The sequence below is a fragment of the Amycolatopsis sp. CA-128772 genome, assembly GCF_002904295.1.
Taxonomy (GTDB): domain Bacteria; phylum Actinomycetota; class Actinomycetes; order Mycobacteriales; family Pseudonocardiaceae; genus Amycolatopsis.
In genome coordinates this window covers 116,390-133,691 of the sequence record NZ_PPHG01000007.1, presented here as the reverse complement: position 1 = coordinate 133,691, position 17,302 = coordinate 116,390, and the positions used below count along the sequence as shown (strand labels likewise).

13 protein-coding genes, 1 other RNA gene and 1 pseudogene are annotated in these 17,302 nt (G+C 72.8%); 2 read left to right on the top strand and 13 right to left on the bottom strand.

Annotated features, from left to right (window positions below; genetic code table 11):
• Together C2L59_RS03345 and C2L59_RS03340 are read right to left on the bottom strand one after the other, a co-directional pair.
• The coding region (locus C2L59_RS03345) for a DNA polymerase III subunit gamma and tau (protein WP_103348017.1) at positions 1-1,933 on the bottom strand (1,933 nt) is incomplete at its 3' end.
• A 95-nt stretch (positions 1,934-2,028) separates the two neighbouring features.
• Positions 2,029-3,591 carry an ALF repeat-containing protein gene (locus C2L59_RS03340; RefSeq protein WP_103348016.1) on the bottom strand — a complete coding sequence of 521 codons (1,563 nt, stop codon included), beginning with the start codon at positions 3,589-3,591 and terminating at the stop codon, positions 2,029-2,031.
• A gap of 56 nt (positions 3,592-3,647) precedes the next feature.
• On the opposite strand from C2L59_RS03340, the gene C2L59_RS03335 reads away from it, so the two are divergent.
• Positions 3,648-4,523: a spermidine synthase gene (locus tag C2L59_RS03335; protein ID WP_103348015.1), complete on the top strand. Its 876-nt coding sequence runs from the start codon at positions 3,648-3,650 to the stop codon at positions 4,521-4,523.
• A gap of 351 nt (positions 4,524-4,874) precedes the next feature.
• On the opposite strand, the gene ffs is transcribed toward C2L59_RS03335, so the two are convergent.
• The 9 genes and pseudogenes from ffs to C2L59_RS03285 all read right to left on the bottom strand — a co-directional run bounded on the left by ffs (position 4,875) and on the right by C2L59_RS03285 (position 14,366).
• Positions 4,875-4,969: signal recognition particle sRNA small type (gene ffs / locus C2L59_RS03325), an RNA gene on the bottom strand.
• Positions 4,970-4,990: 21 nt separating this feature from the next.
• A complete protein-coding gene (locus C2L59_RS03320) occupies positions 4,991-5,584 on the bottom strand; it encodes an ATP/GTP-binding protein (RefSeq protein WP_103348013.1) in 594 nt (197 codons plus the stop codon).
• On the bottom strand, positions 5,562-5,909 hold the full coding sequence (locus tag C2L59_RS03315; RefSeq protein WP_103348012.1) for a DUF742 domain-containing protein: 348 nt from the start codon (positions 5,907-5,909) through the stop codon (positions 5,562-5,564). Before C2L59_RS03315 ends, C2L59_RS03320 begins: the two co-directional genes overlap by 23 nt.
• Complete coding sequence (locus C2L59_RS03310) at positions 5,909-6,343, bottom strand: roadblock/LC7 domain-containing protein (RefSeq protein ID WP_003061341.1); 435 nt, start codon at positions 6,341-6,343, stop codon at positions 5,909-5,911. The genes C2L59_RS03315 and C2L59_RS03310 overlap by 1 nt, the downstream gene beginning before the upstream one ends.
• The gene (locus C2L59_RS03305; protein WP_103348011.1) at positions 6,340-9,162 is read right to left on the bottom strand and encodes a nitrate- and nitrite sensing domain-containing protein; all 2,823 of its coding nucleotides are present in this window, start codon (positions 9,160-9,162) and stop codon (positions 6,340-6,342) included. Before C2L59_RS03305 ends, C2L59_RS03310 begins: the two co-directional genes overlap by 4 nt.
• A 25-nt stretch (positions 9,163-9,187) precedes the next feature.
• A complete protein-coding gene (locus C2L59_RS03300) occupies positions 9,188-9,976 on the bottom strand; it encodes an ABC transporter ATP-binding protein (protein ID WP_103348032.1) in 789 nt (262 codons plus the stop codon).
• Entirely contained in the window at positions 9,973-10,911 is a 939-nt protein-coding gene (locus C2L59_RS03295; RefSeq protein WP_103348010.1) for an ABC transporter permease, read from the bottom strand. The genes C2L59_RS03300 and C2L59_RS03295 overlap by 4 nt, the downstream gene beginning before the upstream one ends.
• The gene (locus tag C2L59_RS03290; protein ID WP_199198889.1) at positions 10,908-11,888 is read right to left on the bottom strand and encodes an ABC transporter substrate-binding protein; all 981 of its coding nucleotides are present in this window, start codon (positions 11,886-11,888) and stop codon (positions 10,908-10,910) included. Before C2L59_RS03290 ends, C2L59_RS03295 begins: the two co-directional genes overlap by 4 nt.
• A 601-nt stretch (positions 11,889-12,489) precedes the next feature.
• A pseudogene (locus C2L59_RS03285) lies at positions 12,490-14,366 on the bottom strand (glycosyltransferase family 39 protein).
• 87 nt (positions 14,367-14,453) lie between these two features.
• On the opposite strand from C2L59_RS03285, the gene C2L59_RS03280 reads away from it, so the two are divergent.
• Complete coding sequence (locus C2L59_RS03280; protein ID WP_199198888.1) at positions 14,454-15,062, top strand: O-methyltransferase; 609 nt, start codon at positions 14,454-14,456, stop codon at positions 15,060-15,062.
• Here C2L59_RS03280 and C2L59_RS03275 read toward each other — a convergent pair.
• Both C2L59_RS03275 and C2L59_RS03270 read right to left on the bottom strand, forming a co-directional pair.
• Positions 15,059-16,564, bottom strand: a complete 1,506-nt coding sequence (locus C2L59_RS03275) for a cell wall metabolism sensor histidine kinase WalK (RefSeq protein WP_103348009.1) — start codon at positions 16,562-16,564, stop codon at positions 15,059-15,061. The two genes, C2L59_RS03280 and C2L59_RS03275, sit on opposite strands and share 4 nt — an antisense overlap.
• Positions 16,542-17,291, bottom strand: coding sequence for a response regulator transcription factor (locus C2L59_RS03270; RefSeq protein WP_103348008.1), 750 nt, complete (start codon positions 17,289-17,291; stop codon positions 16,542-16,544). Before C2L59_RS03270 ends, C2L59_RS03275 begins: the two co-directional genes overlap by 23 nt.
• Between the last annotated feature and the right edge of the window lie 11 nt (positions 17,292-17,302).

Below are 17,302 nucleotides of genomic sequence, written 5' to 3'. Positions count from 1 at the left end.
CCGGGGGCGGCGGGGTTGCCGGGCGGGCCGCCGCCGGTGCGGCGGGGGCGGCGGGCGCCGCGGCTGCCGACTGGCGGGTGAACGAGCGCTCCGGGGCCGGGGCCGTCTGCTGCGGGCGGACGGCCGGGCCGGCCGGGGCGTTGCCGTGGACGCAGCGGACCTGCCAGTCACCGCCCAGGACGTCCGTCAGGGCGCCCGCGATCTTGCGGGCGTTGTCCTGGTCGGACAGGCGGCGGGCCAGTGGCTCGGACTTGTGGGTCAGCGTCAGCGCGTTGCCCTCGACGCTCGCGACGGTCGCCTGGGTCAGCATCGCCTCGAGGCTCCGGCCGCCGGTGAACTTGCGCAGCGCGGTCATCAGCTGCGGCCACACGGTCCGGATCGCGGCGGCATCCATCCCGCCCGACGCCGCCCCGGCCGGGGCTTCCGGCGCGGGTGTGCCGCCACCGGGCGTGCTCGCAGCGTCCCAGCCATCGGCCTGAGCCGGTGCCGCGACCTCGGCCTTCGCCACCGGCGCCGGCTCTTGGGCGGCCGGCCGGGCGGGCGGCTCGACCGGTTGGGGCGTCGGCACCGGGCTCGCCACCGCCGGCTCCCGGACGGGCGGCTCAGGCGCCGGTGGCGGCTCGGCGGCCACCCGGCCCGGCGGCCGGACCGGCTCCGGCACCGGTGCCGGACCCGGCGGCGCCGCCCGCAAGGACGGCCTCGAAAACTTCTGCTCCGGCTCCGCGCGCACCGGGGGCTCCACGCCACCCTCCGCCGGCGCGCCGCCGCCACCCGCCAACGTTGCGCGGCGCTCCAACCGCTCGATCCGGGCCAGCAACGCCTTTTCCGCGTCCGTCACCGAAGGCAGCAGCATCCGCGCGCACAACAGCTCGAGCACGAGCCGGGGTGACGTCGCGCCGCGCATCTCCAAAAGTCCACTGTGGACAATGTCCGCGTAGCGCGAGAGGGTGGCCAGGCCGATCCGCTCGGCCTGCGCGACCATCCGCGACAGCTCCTCCTCCGGCGCGGACACCAGCCCGCCCGCGGACTCCGGCACCGCGCGCAGCAGCACCAGGTCGCGCAGCCGGTCGAGCAGGTCGGTCGCGAACCGGCGGGGGTCGTGGCCCGCCTCCGTCAGCTTCTCCACCGTGCCGAACACCGTGGCCGCGTCCTCGGTCGACAGCGCGTCCACCATGTCGTCGATCAGCGCCACGTCCGTGACGCCCAGCAGCGAGACCGCCCGCGAGTACGAAACGCCCTCCGGGCCGGCGCCGGCGAGCAGCTGGTCGAGCACCGACTGCGTGTCACGCGCCGAGCCGCCGCCCGCGCGGATGACCAGCGGGTACACCGCCGGCTCGACCTCGACCCCCTCCGCCGCGATGTTGCGCTCCAGCAGGTTGCGCATCGAGCCCGGCGGGATCAGGCGGAACGGGTAGTGGTGCGTGCGCGAGCGGATGGTGGTGAGCACCTTGTCCGGCTCGGTCGTCGCGAAGATGAAGATGACGTGCTCCGGCGGCTCTTCCACGATCTTGAGCAGGGCGTTGAAGCCCTGCGTGGTGACCATGTGCGCCTCGTCGATGATGAACACGCGGTAGCGCGACTCGGCCGGCGCGTAGAACGCCTTGTCGCGCAGCTCGCGGGCGTCGTCGACCCCACCGTGGCTCGCCGCGTCGAGCTCCGTGACGTCGACGCTGCCCGGGCCCTCGGGCGCCAGCGCGCGGCACGAGTTGCACTCGCCGCACGGGTCCGGCGTCGGGCCCTTGGCGCAGTTCAGCGAGCGCGCCATGATGCGCGCGCTGGACGTCTTTCCGCAGCCGCGCGGGCCGGAAAAGAGGTAGGCGTGGTTGATCCGCCCGGCGGACAACGCCGTGCGTAGAGGATCGGTCACATGCTCCTGACCGACGACCTCGGCGAAGGTCGCCGGACGGTACTTGCGGTACAGCGCGAGAGCCACACCGTGAATCTACCGTGACGCGAAGCGTCTCCGTTGAGGGCGGTGGTGGGGCATGGATGGAGTACCGGGCACCACCGACAACCTTCGCCGTGCGGTCAGGAGACCAGCGCCGCCGCTTCGGCGACCAGAGCGTTCACCTTGGTGACGTGCTCCGCCGTGAACGCGTCACGCGCCCGCGCCTTCGGCAGCTCGACGTCCAGGTACCGCTGCAGGCCCGAGTCCGGCCCGTCGAGGACGCCCTGCGCGACCGCGACGACCTCGGGTCCCTCACCCAGGGTCCGGGTGGCGTACACCCGCAGGTCGATCAGGTGCGCGACGTACTGACCGTGGGCCAGGAACTCGCGGATGTCCGCGACGGTGCCGTCCAGCGCCTTCTGCGCCGCCGGCTTCGTCGACGGGCCACCGGCCGCCATGATCCGGTTGACCTCGACGCGGTCGTCGGTGTCGCGGCCCGGGTAGTCGCCGGTGCGCAGCAGCGCGGCGACCCCGGCGTACGGGCCGGCGAGCGCGTCACGAGCCGCCTGGCGCAGGCCGGGGCGGGCGTTCGGGTCCGCCGCGATCGCCGAGACGGCGGCGCGGTCGTCGGACTCCTGCGCGACGGCGAGACCGCTGCGCACGAACGTGATGACGTCGTCGTCCGAACCGCTCAGCGCGGCGCGAGCGGCGGTCTTGACGGCGGCACCGCCGTTGCGCAGCAGGTAGACGGACGCCTTGCGGCCGTTCGGCACGGTCAGCGCCGGGTCGGCCGCGTCAGTGAGCAGCTTGTCGTTGTCCGCCTTGGCCTGCGCGGCGCGCGTCGCGGCCTCACGGGCCTGCTGCTGCGCGGCCGCCTCGGCGCCCGCGGCCGCCTGGCCGTCCTGCTGGTTCTTGGCCCGCTGGGCGGCGAGCCGGTCGGTGTTCGCCTGCCGCGCGTCGGCGGCGATCTTCGCGGCCTTCTCCGCGGCGAGCTTCACGACCAGCGGACGGTGGCCGGCCGCGGCCGCCTTCGCGCCGTCGACCTGCCCCTGGACCGCGGTGACCTCGGTGTCGTAGTTCGCGGCGACCTGCCGCCACAGGGACAGGAAGTACCGGACGTCGTCCGGCGTGCCGTCGAGCGCCACCTGCGCGGCGGCCTTGACCTCCGGACCGCCGGCGGCCATGACCTGGTTGACGGTGAGGCGGTCGTCAACGTCCTTCGCCTGCTGCAGCCCGGTTTCCAGGAAGGCGCGCACGTCGGCGGGAGTGCCGTCGAGCGCCTTCTGGGCCCGGGCGTTGACGGTCGGGCCGCCGGCGCTCATGGCCTGGCCGACGGCGATCCGGTCGTCGGCGATCCGGGCCAGCGGCAGGCCGCGGGCCAGGTACTCGCGGACGTCGTCCTGGGTGCCGCTGAGCGCTTCCTGCGCGGAGCGCTTGGTGACCGGGCCGCCGGTGGACAGGGCCTGGGTGACGAGGACCCGCTCGTCGTCGTTCTGCGCCTGCTGCCGGCCGGTGGCCAGGAAGGCCGCGAGGTCGGCGGGCGAGCCGAGCAACGCCGCTTCGGCGGCCCGCGCGACGCCGGGACCGCCGGTCTCCAGCAGCGAAACGGCCTGCGCCCGGTCGGGCAGCACGTCGGCCGCCGCCGGCGTCGCGAAGACGCCGGCCGCGAGCGCCGCGGCCAGGATTACTGCGTTTGCACGCAAGGTGAAACCCCCTCGATCGATGATCGTTCCGTCCCCTTATCGCCACGGCGGTCGGAATGTTTCCGTTAACCTCGGATTTCGTGAGTCGTACGCGGAAGCCCGATCCGCAGCCCGGCCGGTACCCGGTGCGGTTCGGCACGGCGGAGCTGGTCCGCGACGCCGGCCGCGGCAACGCGTGGCTGCTGTCGGTGGACGGCGTCGCGCAGTCGTACGTCGACCTCGACAACCCGGCGCACCTGGAGTTCGACTACGTCCGCCGCTTCGGCGACGTGGTGGACCGGCTGCGGCCGGGCCCGCTGGACGCGCTCCACATCGGCGGCGCGGCGTGCACGTTGCCGCGGTACGTCGCGGCGTCGCGCCCGGGCTCGCGCCAGCTGGTGTTCGACGCCGACGGCGAGCTGGTGGAGCTGGTCCGCGAGCAGCTGGGCCTGCGCGTCCCGGGCCTGCGCGTCCGGGTGACGGACGGCCGCGAGGGCCTGGCGACCCGCCGCGAGGAGTCGGCGGACCTGGTGGTGGTCGACGCGTTCGAGCGGGCGACGCTGGCCGGCGGCCTGGCCACGCTGGAGGCAACGCGCGCGATCGCGGCGATCCTCCGCGCCCCGGGCCTGTACCTGGCGAACATCACGGACGGCTCGGGCCTCCCGTTCGCCCGCCGCTTCCTGGCGACGCTGCTGGCGGTGTTCCCCGAGGTAATGCTCCTGGCGGACCCGGGCGTCCTGCGCGGCCGCCGCTTCGGCAACCTGGTCCTGGCCGCCTCGGCGGCCGACCTCCCCACGGCGGAGATAGCCCGGCGAACAGCCTCGGCGGCCTTCCCGGCCCGCTGCGTGTACGGCGCGGAGCTGCGAAAACTGGCGGGCAAGGCGGCCCCGCTCACGGACGGGGACACACCACCACCGCCGAAGCCCCCGGAAGACGTGCTGGGCCTGTTCTAGCCCCCACCCGCAGCCCCCAACCGCTCGGCAAGCACCCCACGCCACATTGGCGGCACCCAACGCACCCAACGCCACATTGGCGGCACCCAACGCACCCAACGCCACATTGGCGGCACCCAACGCACCCAACGCCACATTGGCGGCACCCAACGCACCCAACGCCACATTGGGGGCGTTCGGGAGGCCACCCAGGCCGCACCCGGAGCACCAGCCGGGCACCAACCTCACCAGCCGCGGCAGAGCACCCAGGCCGCAGGAAAGGCACCGTGGGGGTCCGGGGGCTCGGCCCCCGGGTGAGACGACGAAGAGAAGGCCCGGCGAAGGGGCGAAGCCCCGAAGCCGGAGCCGAAAAGAAGGGGACCCCGCGCACCCGTCAGAGCCTGCTTATCCTTGCTGCCTTCCGGCCCTGGGGAGGTTCACAGGGTGGACGCCGCGCGGGGTCCGTCGTCAAGTGTAGCGGGCCCCGATCAGGCCCCCGCACCAGCCTGGGCTCGAGCCCGCTTGAACGTGTTGTGCAGCACCGCCAGCAGCGCGTCCCGCACCGAAAGCTTCTTCCGCGCGTCGAACGTGATCAGGGGGACGTCGTCGCTCACCGCCAGGGCCCAGCGGACGTCCTCCAGGTTGTGGCCCAGTGAGCCGTCGAACATGTTCACCGCCACCACGAACGGGAGGCCCGCGTTCTCGAAGTAGTCGACCGCCGGGTAGCAGTCGTCCATGCGGCGGGTGTCCACGATCACCAGTGCGCCCAGGGCGCCGTGGACCAGGTCCTGCCACATGAAGCCGAAGCGGTCCTGGCCGGGCGTGCCGAAAAGGTACAGCTTGACCTCTTCGTCGATCGTGATGCAGCCGAAGTCGAGGGCGACCGTCGTGGTGGTCTTGGCCGGGACGTGGCCGGTGTTGTCCGCGGACATCGAGGTGATCGCCGCCTCGGTCGTCAGGGGCTTGATCTCCGAGATCGACGACACCGCCGTCGTCTTGCCGACGCCGAAGCCGCCCGCGATGACGATCTTGACCGGGGCCGGCGGGCGGGCTCCCGGTTCAGTGAATGGCTTCGAGTCCACGAATGACCCTTTCGATCATGCCGAGGTCGTGCGAGTTGTGGTTGCCCGGGCGGCGGACGACGACGTAGCCCAGTTCGGCGAGGTCGGCCACCAGCACCCGGGCGACGCCGATGTGCAGCCCGAGCATCGCGGCCACCTCGGCGACGGACATCGTGTTCCGGCAGAGGGAAACGATTTCCTGGCGTTCGAACGTGAGCTTCGGGTGCGACGCCGCGCCGAGGCGGGACGTCATGACCTGCGCCTCGATCTCCAGGCTCTGGTCGACCGGCTGCGCCCGTCCCGAGGTCATCAGGTACGGCCGCAGCAGCGAAGGCTCGTCGGTCATCACGACCCCACGGTGTTCTTGAGCTCCTCGATCAGGCCGGGCGTCAGGACCTCGGTGGCGCGGTTGGCGAACATCGCCATTTCGTAGGCGATCGTGCCCAGGCTGGCCTGCTTGTTGGCCAGCACACCGAGCGAACAGCCGATGCTGATCGTGCACACGAGCAGGTAGCCGTGTTCGAGCTCGATGATCACCTTGTCCGGCGAGCCGAGCGGGTGGCTTTCGGAGACGCCGTGGGCCAGGCCGAGCATGGCGGAGGAGATCGCGGCGAGACGGTCGGCGTTGGAGCGCTCGAGCTCCGTCGACATCGCGATCAGCAGGCCGTCGGCCGAGACCGCGATGGCGGCTATCGCGCCCGCGGTGTGCTGCGCGAAGCGGCTCACCAGCCAGTTGAAGTTCTGGGCTTCGACACTGACACCAGGTGCGGGGATGCTCATTTCCTGCTCTCTTCTCCTCGTTCCATCACACGACCGGCGACCACGCCTCGGGGCGGGCTGTCTGCCGTCACGACGTCCGCCTTGGCCAGGCCGGCGGCGAAACTGTCGAATGCCGCCCGCTCGGCCGCCGGGTCCCGCCGGGTGCGGTTCGCGACGGCTCGGGCGATCGGCCGCCCCGCGGGCTGCTGACGCAGGCCGGGAGCGAGCTGGGCGCCGGGGACGCGGCGGATCAGGCCGTCCCGCGACGGTGGGGTGGCCGCGGCGGGGGCCGCGGCGCGGGTCTGCCCGGACGGCATGGCCGAGTCCCCGGGGACGCGCACCGGCAGCGACGCGCCGTCGCCCGGCGAAGGCACCGGCGCGGTCACCGGCGCCGTCACCACGGCCGGCGGCGCGGCCACCGGTGCGGTCACGACGGTCGGCGGCGCCAACGGCGGTTCGGCCGCCATCGCGCTGACCTCGGCGGCCTTCGCGAACGCGCTCTCGAAGCCGTCCATCGCGGCCTTGGTGGCTTCCGGGTCGTGCCGCGGCTTGTCCTCGGCCACCGGCGCCGACGTGCCCGGGCTGGGCAGCTGGGCGCCGCGGACCCGGCGGCGCAGGCCGCCGCGGACCTCGGCGGCCGGCTCCGGCGCCGGCTCTTCGGCCGGCTTGACGTCGGGTTCGGCGTCCGGCCACACCGGTTCCAGCTCGCGGAACCAGCGGAACCCGTTGCCGAGGCCGAGCAGCGCCGGGATGGCCGGCGCCGGCAGCTCGGCCGGCCGGACCGGTTCGGGCCGGGGCGGCCGGAAGCTGTCCGAAGCGGCCGGAGCGGCCGGAGCGGCGGCCGCGGCGTGCCGCGGGGCCGACGTCACGACCGGCGCGGCCTGCGCCGGGATCACCGGCGCCGGCTCGGCCTTCGGGCGCAGCCCGGTGCGGTGGCTGAACAACGCGGGCGGGATGGTCAGCCGCGCGGTCACCCCGCCGGTGGTCGGCGTCGCGAGCAGTTCGACGCCCAGCTCGTGGCGCCGCGCCAGGCGGCCGACCACGAACAGGCCGAGCACACTGGTCGGCGCGAGCTCCAGCCGTTCGCGTTCGACGAGCCGCTGGTTCTCTTCGGCCAGCTTCTCCGCGGTCATCCCGATGCCGTGGTCGACGATGCTCACCAGCAGGGCGCCGTCGGCCAGCTGCATCGTGTCGACCTCGACCATCGAGCCCGGCGGCGAGAACGACGTCGCGTTCTCCAGCAGCTCGGCGAACACGAGCACCAGGTCGGCACCGAGGGCCGACGACAGCAGGATGTCCGCGACGACGCCGAGCTTGACGCGCTGGTAGTCCTCGATCTCGGCGAGCGCGGACCGCAGCGCCGTGGACAGCTCGATCGGGCCGGCGATCCGGGTTTCGTCGCGGGTGCCGGACACGACCAGCAGGTTGTCCGCGTTCCGGCGCAGGCGGGTGGAGAGGTGGTCGAGCCGGTAGAGGCTGGCCAGCAGCCGGGTGTCCTGCTCGTTGCGCTCGACCTCGTCGATCAGGGCCAGCTGGCGGCCGACGAGGTTCTGCGTGCGCTTGGCGACGTTCGCGAACATCAGGCTGGTGTTGCGCCGGGTGAGCGCCTGGCGTTCGACCAGCTCGGCCGCGGTGGTCTGGACGCGGTTGAACGCGGCGGCCAGCTTGCCCAGCTCGTCGCCGGAGACGACGTCGATGGTGGCCAGCCGCGGGATCTGCTCCTCGGCTTCCTCGGTGTCGGTCACGCGGACGAGCTCGGTACCGGCCAGGTCGGCGACCGACGTCGCCGCGGTGGTCAGCTGCCGCAGCGGCCCGGCGATCGAGCGGGACACCGCGACGGCGAGGAAGGCGACCAGCAGGAACAGCCCGCCGGCGCCGAGGCCGACGGTCCAGGCCAGCCGGGACGCGGCGTCGGCGCGGCCGGTCGCCGAGTCGGCGATCTCGCCGATGACCCGTTCCTGCACCAGTTTGCGCTGGCCCGCCTGGCTTTCCGACGCCGCGAGCACGTCGGCGACGTACTGCGTGGTGCCCGCCGCGTTGCGCGGGTTTCCGACCTGGCCGGCGAGCTCCTCGATCCGGCGGCCGGCGTCGCTCGCCTCGACGTTGACGACCAGGGCGGCCTGCTCGCTGTCGGTCTCGTCGTCGGCCTGCTGGACGAACCGGTCGGTGAAGATCGGCGCCTGCTGGGTCGCGTCGTCCAGGATCGGCCGGCCGGCCTCGGGCGACACCGCGGTCACGATCAACGCCATGCCCCGCAGCGAGTTCTCTTCGTTCGCGCGCAGCAGCGCTTCCAGCGCGGACAGCTCGCGGGTGCCCTCGGCGTCGTCGGTGAGCTGCGGAACCAGCCGCAGTGAATCGATCACCGCCCCGATCACCGCGTGGTAGGTGCGCGCGACGCTGTCGAGCGCGACGCCGCGGCGTTCGGCGTTCTGCCGCAGCTCGGCCAGCGACCCGATCCGGGTCAGCGCCGCGGACAGCTCGTCCGGCGCGCCGGGCCCGAGCGACGACCGCACCTGCTCGACCGCCGTGTCGACCGTCTTGCGCTGCTGGAGCATCTGGTCGGCCGGCATCGACGGCGTGGCGACGAACGCGCCGGTCTGCAGCCGTTCGCGCTGCAGCTGCCAGACCAGCCCGCCGAGCTGCTGCGTGTACCGCGCCACCGTCGCCGACTGGGCGGCCGCGCCGGCGCTGTTCGCCTGCGTCAGCACGAACGGCACCGACACCAGCACCACCGCGACCAGCGGGGGCAGCAGCAGCAGGTTCAGCTTGCCGCGAATGCCGAGCCGGGCGAGAAACCCCCCGCCACCCGCCGGTTTCGCGGTCGACCTGCCGTGCCTCATCCCGCCACCTTCCCGTCTTGCGTTCTCACTCGACCGCGGCCACCCGGCTGACGTGGCCGCGGTGCTGCTCCCGGACCAGGTCCTCGATCCGGGCGCGCAGCGCGAGGAACCGCGGTTCGCGCTTCACCGCCAGGTCGCGTCCGGCGGGCAGCGCCACCTCGACGTCGGCGGCGATCCGGCCCGGGTCGGAGGCGAGCACCACCACCCGGCCGCCGAGGAACACCGCTTCCTCGACGTCGTGGGTGACCATCAGCACCGTCGTGCCGGTGTCGGTCCACACCTGGCGGATCAGCACCTGCATGTCCTCTTTGGTCTGGACGTCCAGCGCGCCGAAGGGTTCGTCCAGCAGCAGAACTTCCGGTTCGCACGCCAGGGCCCGCGCGATCGCGACGCGCTGCTTCTGGCCGCCGGAAAGCTGCTTCGGCAGCGACCTGCGGACGCCGTCGAGCCCGGTTTCGGCGAGGTACCAGTCCACCCGCTCGGCGCGCTCGGCCGGATCGATCGAGAGCAGCTCGAGTCCGAACGCGACGTTCTTCTCGACGCTGCGCCACGGGTAGAGCGCCCCGGCCTGGAAGACCAGCCCGCGGTCCGGGCCGGGCCCGGTCACCGGCGCGCCGTCGAGCACGATCTCGCCCTCGGTCGGCCGGCTGAGCCCGGCCACCAGCGACAGCAGCGTCGACTTGCCCGAGCCGCTCGCGCCGACGACGCAGACGAATTCGCCGCGCAGCACCTCCAGGTCGACGCCGTCGAGGGCGCGCGTGACCCGGCCGCGGACGGTGTAGTCCTTCGCGACGTTCCGCAGTTCCAGCGTCATGCCGCCCACTTCCCGACCTGCGTGCGCAGCAGGCGCAGCAGGACGTCGATGAGGAGCCCGGCGATCCCGATGACCACGAGCACCGCGAAGATCTTGTCCGTCTGCAGGAACCGCTGCGCGCGGACGATCCGGTAGCCGAGGCCGGCCGAGGAGTTGATCAGCTCGGCGACGACCACGAAGTTCCACGCCGCCGCCGCGTTGACCCGGATCGCGTCGATCATGCCCGGCAGCGAGTGCGGCACGACGACCTTGCGCAGCACCTCGCCGCGGCGCGCGCCGAGGGTGTAGGAAACGTCTAGGAGCGCGTTCGGCACGCCGCGGACGACGTCGGCGGTCATCAGCGTGTTGAAGAACACCGTCCCGATGAACAGGATGGCGATCTTCGACGGCTCGCCGAGGCCGAGCCAGATGATCAGCAGCGGGATGAACGCGCTCGCCGGCAGGTAGCGCAGCAGCCCGATCAGCGGCTCGAAGAACGCCTGCCCGGCGGTGAAGGTGCCCATCAGGATGCCCAGCGGCACCGACACCAGCACGGCCAGGCCGAACCCTTCGAGCACCCGCTGGGTGGTCGCCCAGAGGTCGTCGAAGAGCTCGCCGGTGCCGGCCATGTCGACGCCGGCCTTGAGCACGGCGGCCGGCGACGGCAGGAACGTCGAGTCGACGGCGCCGCTGACGCTCAGCACGACCCAAGCGAGGAACGGGATCGCGAACGACAGCACCGCCAGCGTCCAGCGGGCCGAGGCGGAAATGGGCGCCCGCAAGGAGAACAGCGGTGACGCCGGCTTCGGCGCGGACCGCCGCGGCAGCGGTCCCCAGGCCGGGCGGCCCCGGCCGGCCTCGTGCTCTTCGGCGAGCCGCTGCTCGGCTTCCATCGCCTCGGCGGCGCGCGCGTCGGCCGTGACCGCCGGGGTGGTGCGCTGGGTCGGACCGGTCACTGGGGCGCGGCCTTCACGAACTGGTCGTCGAACAGCCCGTCGAGCGACGGCCGCTGCTGGGCGAGCCCGGTGCCGACGATGAAGTCGATGATCTTGTTCGCCTGGAAGTCGAGGTGCTGCGGGGTGACGCCCGGGGTGAACGCGTCGAGGTTCTGCTGGCGGGTGAAGATCGTGGTGCCGGCGTCGTAGGACTTGTAGTCCGCGTCGGAGACGCCACCACGCTTGGCCATGATCTTCACGGCCGCGTCCTTGTTGTCCTTGATCCAGGCGAGCGTCTCGAACCAGGTGTTGACGAGCGCCTGCACGTCCTTCGGGTGGTCCTTGACCAGCTTCTGCGAAGTGACGAGGTGGTCGGGGATGGCGCCGGGGAACTCCGCCGAGGACGAGATCGCGCGGCTGCCCGGGCGCTCGAGCGCCTTCGAGGTGAACGGCGCGAACGCGGCGACCGCGTCGACCTGGCTGCCGGCGAACGCCGCCGCGGCGGCGTCGGTCGGGAGGTTGACGAGCTGGATGTCCTTTTCGGTCAGTTTGGCCGACTGCAGCGCGAGCAGCAGCAGGTAGTGGTCGACCGCACCCTGTTCGACGGCGACCTTCTTGCCCTTGAGGTCGGCGATGCTGGTGATGCCGTCCCGCGCGATGATCTTGTCGTTGCCGGTGGAGTTGTCGTTCACCAGCACGATCGACAGCTTGGCGCCGCCGGACACCGACGACAGCGTGTCGTTGAGGGTCTGGCTGTTGGCGTCGATGGCGCCGCTGGAAAGGGCGTTGATGCTGTCGGTGTAGTTGTCGAAGTACTTGAGGTCGACGTTGACACCGTTCTTCGCGAACAGGCCCTGTTCCTGCGCCACCTGCCACGGGAACCAGCCCGGCCAGGCGCTGAACCCGATGGTGATCTTGCTGCCGCTGCCCGAGGCGGCGCTGTCGCTGCACCCGGAAAGCGCGGTGACCCCGGCGAGGGTCAGCAAGGTCAGGAGCATCGTCAGCAGACGGGGGCGGGAACGGGAAATCACAACGAACTCCAGGTGGCGGGGGAAGTGGAGTGGTGCCGTACCAAAGGGGGAATTGCGGTGCTCAGGGCCACGGGCGGTGACGACGGGACGGGTCAGCGAGTCGAGCTGCGCCACCGCGCACGGTCATCGCTGCTCTCTTCCGGCCGCACCTGATCGGGTCATCGCGGGAGAACGCGGACAGGAAGCTTCGACGCCCAGTGAAATACCGGCGCTCAACGCACCGGATCAGCCACCCCTGTCCCTCTCCCGGCGGAGAGCCTAGCGAGTGGCACAAGATCCCCACAACGCTGCGCATTGCAGCCAAACGAGTGACCACCGACCAGGTTAAGCAGCAACATCACCGGCCGCCCGCCGACTTCCTGTCGGCCGCCCGGTCAAAATTTCCTCTCGCCCGGCACCGCCGACTGGGAAACGGGGAACCGAACGATCGTTCGGAATGCGCCGCCCGCCGCGGGCAATTCGAACACCTGTCCGCATCCGCCGTTATCGCACCGGATGCCGGTACACCGAATGATTGGCCGACTGTTTACACACCCGAAACAATCTCGGCCGCCGCACCGAATTTCTGTCAAACGACAGATTTGGTGAGGTCGTAAACCGTCGTGCCACCGACGGTCACCGGCGCGAAGTTCTGCTCGACCCAGGCCTGGATTTCCCCGGCGGTCCCGCGGCCGCCCCCGAAGCCGCCGCGGCCGCCGGCGACGTAGTAGCGGATGTCGCCGTCGGCGACGTACTGCCGGAACTGCTGCAGCGTCGGCGCCGGGTCGCTGCCGCTGAAGCCGCCGATCGCGAGCACCGGCCGTCCGCTCGCCAGCGCGAGGCCCGCCGACTGCATCGCGCCGCTCTGCGCGGCCGCCCACTTCGTCGTCGTGCTCTTCAGCAGGTCGATCACCGCGGTGTCGGCCTGCCCGCCCCCGAAGCCGCGCGGGCCGCCGCCGAACCCGCGTCCACTCGCGACGGCCGGGCCGGACGACGGCGTCCCGCCGGCGTGCGCGGTCGCCGCCGTGGCGAAGGTGAAGGACGCCGTCCCGAGCAGGGCGCCGCAGAGGCCGAGCACGGCCACCACCGGGCCGAGCCGCCGGAACCGGTCGGCGCCGAACAGCAGGCCCGCGACCGCGGCGGCGCCGGCGACCAGGAGGGTGTAGCGCAGCCACGGCTGCCAGTCCGGCGTCCGGGCGAGCAGCACGAACCCCCAGACCGCGGTCACCGCGAGCATGACGGCGAGCACCGCGCGAGCCGCGAAGTTCGCCCGGCCGCGCCAGAGTTCGCGCGCGGAAATCCCCAGCGTGGCGGCGATCCCGGGGGCCAGCGCGACGGTGTAGTACGGGTGGATGATGCCGCTCATGTAGCTGAACACCAGCGCGGTGACCACGAGCCAGCCGCCCCACAGCAGCAGCGCCGCCCGCGTCCGGTCGGTGCGCGGCGCGCGGCGAGTGAACCACAGGCCGGCGGCCAGACCGAGCACCGCGGCGGGCAGCAGCCACGACGCCTCGCCGCCGAACTCGCCGGAGAACAGCCGCGTCAGGCCGGTTTCACCGCCGAAGCCGCCCCGAACCCGCCCCGGGCCCCGGACGGCGGGGTGAACGTGCCACCGCCCCCGCCGCGGCCTTCGCCGAAGATCCGGCCGAGCCCGTTGTAGCCGAAAGCGAGTTCCAGCACGGTGTTGTCGGTCGATCCGCTGATGTAGGGCCGGTCGCCGACGGGCCACAGCGCGACGGCGGCGATCCACCACCCGGCGGAGACGACCACGGCCCCGGCCGCGGCGAAGAGCTGCCCGATCCGCCGGGCGGGCGACGTCGGCGCGGCGACGGCGTACACCAGCACGAAGGCGGGCAGCACGACGAAGGCCTGCAGCATCTTGTCGAGGAAGCCGAACCCGACGGCCACCCCGGCGAGCAGCAGCCACTTCGTGCTCGCATGTTCGAGGGCGCGCACGACGCAGTAGCCGCCGGCGACGAGCAGCAGCACGAGGAAGGCATCGGGGTTGTCGTACCGGAACATGAGCGCGGCGACCGGCGTCAGCGCGAGCCCGGCCCCGGCCAGCAGCCCGGCTCCGGGCCCGGACAGTCGCCGCACGGCGAGGTAGAGCAGCCCGACGGAGGCGACCCCGGCAAGCGCGTCCGGCACCAGCAGGCTCCAGCTGGAGAAGCCGAAGAGCCGGCCGGACAACCCCATGATCCACAGTGAAAAGGGCGGTTTGTCGACGGTGACGACGTTGCCCGGATCGAGCGAGCCGAAGAACAGCGCTTTCCAGCTCCACGTCCCGGCCTGCACGGCCATCGCGTAGAAGTCGTTGCCCCACTGGGTCTTCGCCAGGTCCCACAGGTAGAGCAGCCCGGTCCCGAGCAGCAGGGCGGCCACGGAGGGCTTGACCCACCGTGCTTCCCGCCCGGCAGCGGACGGCGGGGGCTGGACCTGCGCGGGCGCCGACAGCGTGGTCGTCATGAAGGCCACCGTGTCGGGGCCGGATGTGGTGAACTTGTGCCGAAGCTGTGCGTCAGCTGTGCATCGGCTCCGAAGGGGGTGGTCGCGGTGTCGGAGAACGGGACGGCGGAGCACGCGGGCGAACCTGCCTTGCCCGAGCTGGTCCGGCGAGCCGCGCAGGCGGCGGAGCGGGCGGGGTTCGGCTGCTCCTGCCGTCCCGCCCAGGGCCGCTTGCTGCGGTTGCTCGCCGGCGGCGTCGCCGGTGGGGTGATCGGCGAGACCGGGACGGGCTGTGGGGTGGGACTGGCCTGGCTCACCGCCGGAGCCGGCCGCGGGACGACGCTGGTCAGCGTCGAGCGGGACCGGAGCCGGCACGCGGTCGCGGCCGGGGTGTTCGCCGGCACGCCGGCCGTGACGCTCCTGCGCGGCGACTGGACCGAGCTGGCCGCGGCGGGGCCGTTCGACCTGCTGGTGCTGGACGGCGGCGGCCAGGGCAAGGACGGCGAGCCGCCGCTGGAACCGCACCGCTGGCTGCGCCCGGGCGGCTGCCTCGTCATCGACGACTTCACGCCGATGTCATCGTGGCCACCGGTCTTCCGCGGCCGGCCCGACGAGCCGCGGCTGCACTGGCTGCACCACCCGCAGCTGCTCGCGACCGAGCTACGGCTGGCCCCGGACGCCGCGACCATCGTGGCCCGCTACCCCGGCGACAACTAGGCCGGCGCGGGCGCCGCCGGGAAGCCGATCTCGAACTCCGTGCGTCCCGGCCGGCTCTGCACGCCGACCCGGCCGCCGTGGGCGGCCACCACCGCCGCCACGATCGCCAGCCCCAGTCCCGTGCTCCCCGCCGCGCGCGAGCGGGAATTGTCGCCGCGGGCGAAGCGCTCGAAGATGTCCGGGAGGATCTCCGGGGCGATGCCCGGGCCGTCGTCCGCCACGCGGAGCCGGACAATTCCGTCCGAAGTGGACAGTTTGGTCGTCACCGTCGTCCCCGGTGGGGTGTGCGTCCGCGCGTTCGCCAGGACGTTGATCACGACCTGGTGCAGCTGGCCCGCGTCGCCGAGGACGCCGATCGGTTCGCCAGGGACCTCCATCAGCCACCTGTGGTCCGGGCCCGCCACGTGCGCGTCCGCGACCGCGTCGGCCACCAGGCGGCACAGGTCCACCCACTCGTGCACCACCGGGCGCCCGGAGTCCAGCCGGGCGAGCAGCAGCAGGTCCTCCACCAGCGCCGTCATCCGGCGGGACTCGGACTCCACGCGGCTCATCGCGAAGGCGACGTCCGGAGGCACCTGCTCGCCGCCGCGGCGGGTCAGCTCCGCGTAGCCGCGGATCGCCGCCAGCGGGGTGCGGAGCTCGTGGCTCGCGTCTGCGACGAACTGGCGGACGCGGTTCTCGCTCGCGTGCCGCGCGGTCAGCGCGTTGGCGACGTGCTGCAGCATCCGGTTCAGCGCCGAACCGACCTTGCCGACCTCGGTGTTCGGGTCGGTGTCCGCCTCCGGGACGCGTTCGGACAGCGCGACTTCGCCGCGGTCCAGCGGCAGCTCCGAGACGCGGGTCGCGGTCGCGGCCAGCCGGTCGAGGGGCTGCATCGTGCGGCGAATCGTCGCCGCGCCGACCGCGCCCGCCACCAGGATCCCGGCCAGCGCCACCCCGCCGAGGATGAAGCCGAGCCGCCAGAGCGTCTCGTTGACGTCCTTCAGCGGCAGCCCGATGACCGTCTTTTCGCCGCTGCGCGACGTCGTCGAGACGACGCGGTACTCGTGGAGATTGCCGCCGAGGTCGATGCTCCGCTGTTTCCCGTCGGCCGGCAGGGCGAGGAGCGCCAGCACCTGCTCCTTCGAAATGCCGCGTACCGGCGGCTTGCGCTTCGACGGCACGCCGACGCTCGAGTCGAGCACGCCGGCCTGGGCGACCGGGCCGGACTGGACGACGGCGAGCGTGCCGTCACCCTGCCCCAGCGCGCGCAACGGGTCCGGCGGCGGCGCTTCGCCGTACGGCCAGGCCGACCGGTCGGGCGCGTGCGCGGCGCGGTCGCTCGCCGCCGCCAGCCGCTTGTCCTGCTGACCGACGAGGAACTCGCTCAGCGCGAACTCCGTGACCACGCCGACGACCACGCACACCAGGGCCAGCAGCGCGGCGAGCTGGACGATCAGCCGTCGTCGCAGCGACCACGGCCGGCGGACGCGCCGCGGTTCAGCCTGCGGGCTTGAGGACATACCCGGCGCCCCGCATGGTGTGGATCATCGGCTCGCGGTCGGCGTCGATCTTCTTGCGCAGGTAGGAGATGTAGAGCTCGACGATGTTGGCCTGGCCGCCGAAGTCGTAGCTCCACACGCGGTCCAGGATCTGGGCCTTCGACAGCACCCGCTTCGGGTTGCGCATGAGGTAGCGCAGCAGCTCGAACTCGGTCGCGGTCAGCGGCACGAGGTCGCCGCCGCGGTGCACCTCACGGCTGTCCTCGTCGAGGGTGAGGTCGCCTACGACGAGCGTCGACCCGCTCGCGCCGGTCACCCCGCCGGCCCGGCGCAGCAGCGCGCGCAGGCGCAGCGCGACCTCTTCGAGGCTGAACGGCTTGGTGACGTAGTCGTCGCCGCCCGCGGTGAGCCCGGCGATGCGGTCCTCGACCGCGTCCTTCGCCGTCAGGAAGAGGACGGGCAGGTTCGGCGCCTCGGACCGCATCCGGCGCAGCACTTCCAGGCCGTTGAAGTCGGGGAGCATGACGTCGAGGACGACGGCGTCGGGGCGGAAGTCGCGCGCGATCCGGACGGCCTCCGTGCCGTCGCCCGCGCTGCGCACCTCCCAGCCCTCCATCCGCAGGGCCATCGAGACGAGCTCGGCCAGCGTCGCCTCGTCGTCGACGACGAGGACCCGTACCGGGCTCCCGTCGGCGCGGCGCAGGTCGGCCTTGCCGGGGCCGGGTGACGTGGCGTTCATAGCGGTCATGGTGCCACTTT